Source organism: Haemophilus sp. SZY H53 (genome assembly GCF_054332375.1).
Map to the genome: position 1 here is coordinate 1 of NZ_JBTGNV010000042.1, position 608 is coordinate 608.

Consider the following 608-nt stretch of genomic DNA (forward strand, 5'->3'; position numbering starts at 1 on the left):
CGCCTCTGATTGCCAAGGCATCCACCTTGTACGCTTAGTCACTTAACTATACAACCTCAAAAATTCTTGATGTTGTGTTTTCAACTAAACACTTGATTGCTTTTGTTCAATCAAGATTTTATTCTTACTCAGACTTTTTCTTATCCTTAAAGGACTTGAAAGTCTCTTCAGTTTTTCAGCTTGTTTCCTGGTTGTTAAAGAACAGAAATAAATAACATTTTCAGTTATCATCGTTAAATAAACTCATTAAAGCATTTTAAGCATTAAATCAGTCAATTTACTTAACGATGATAAGTGGTGGAGATAAGCGGGATCGAACCGCTGACCTCCTGCGTGCAAGGCAGGCGCTCTCCCAGCTGAGCTATATCCCCATATCATCGTTTATTTACCACCCTATTCACCTTCATCACTCACTCAGTTTGAGTGGTGGGTCTGAGTGGACTTGAACCACCGACCTCACCCTTATCAGGGGTGCGCTCTAACCACCTGAGCTACAGACCCAAGGGAATAACGGCTTTCTGCTCGATATTGTCTACAATATATCAATCAATCTGTGTGGACACTTATTGTCTCTCGTCTTTGGTAAGGAGGTGATCCAACCGCAGGTT

The 608-nt window shown here is 41.1% G+C and carries 2 tRNA genes; both read right to left on the reverse strand.

The features are described from left to right. Positions 1 to 295: 295 nt before the first annotated feature. Positions 296 to 371, reverse strand: a tRNA-Ala gene (locus tag ACXVWB_RS11245). A 53-nt stretch (positions 372 to 424) separates the two neighbouring features. Further along, positions 425 to 501, reverse strand: a tRNA-Ile gene (locus ACXVWB_RS11250). Between the last annotated feature and the right edge of the window lie 107 nt (positions 502 to 608).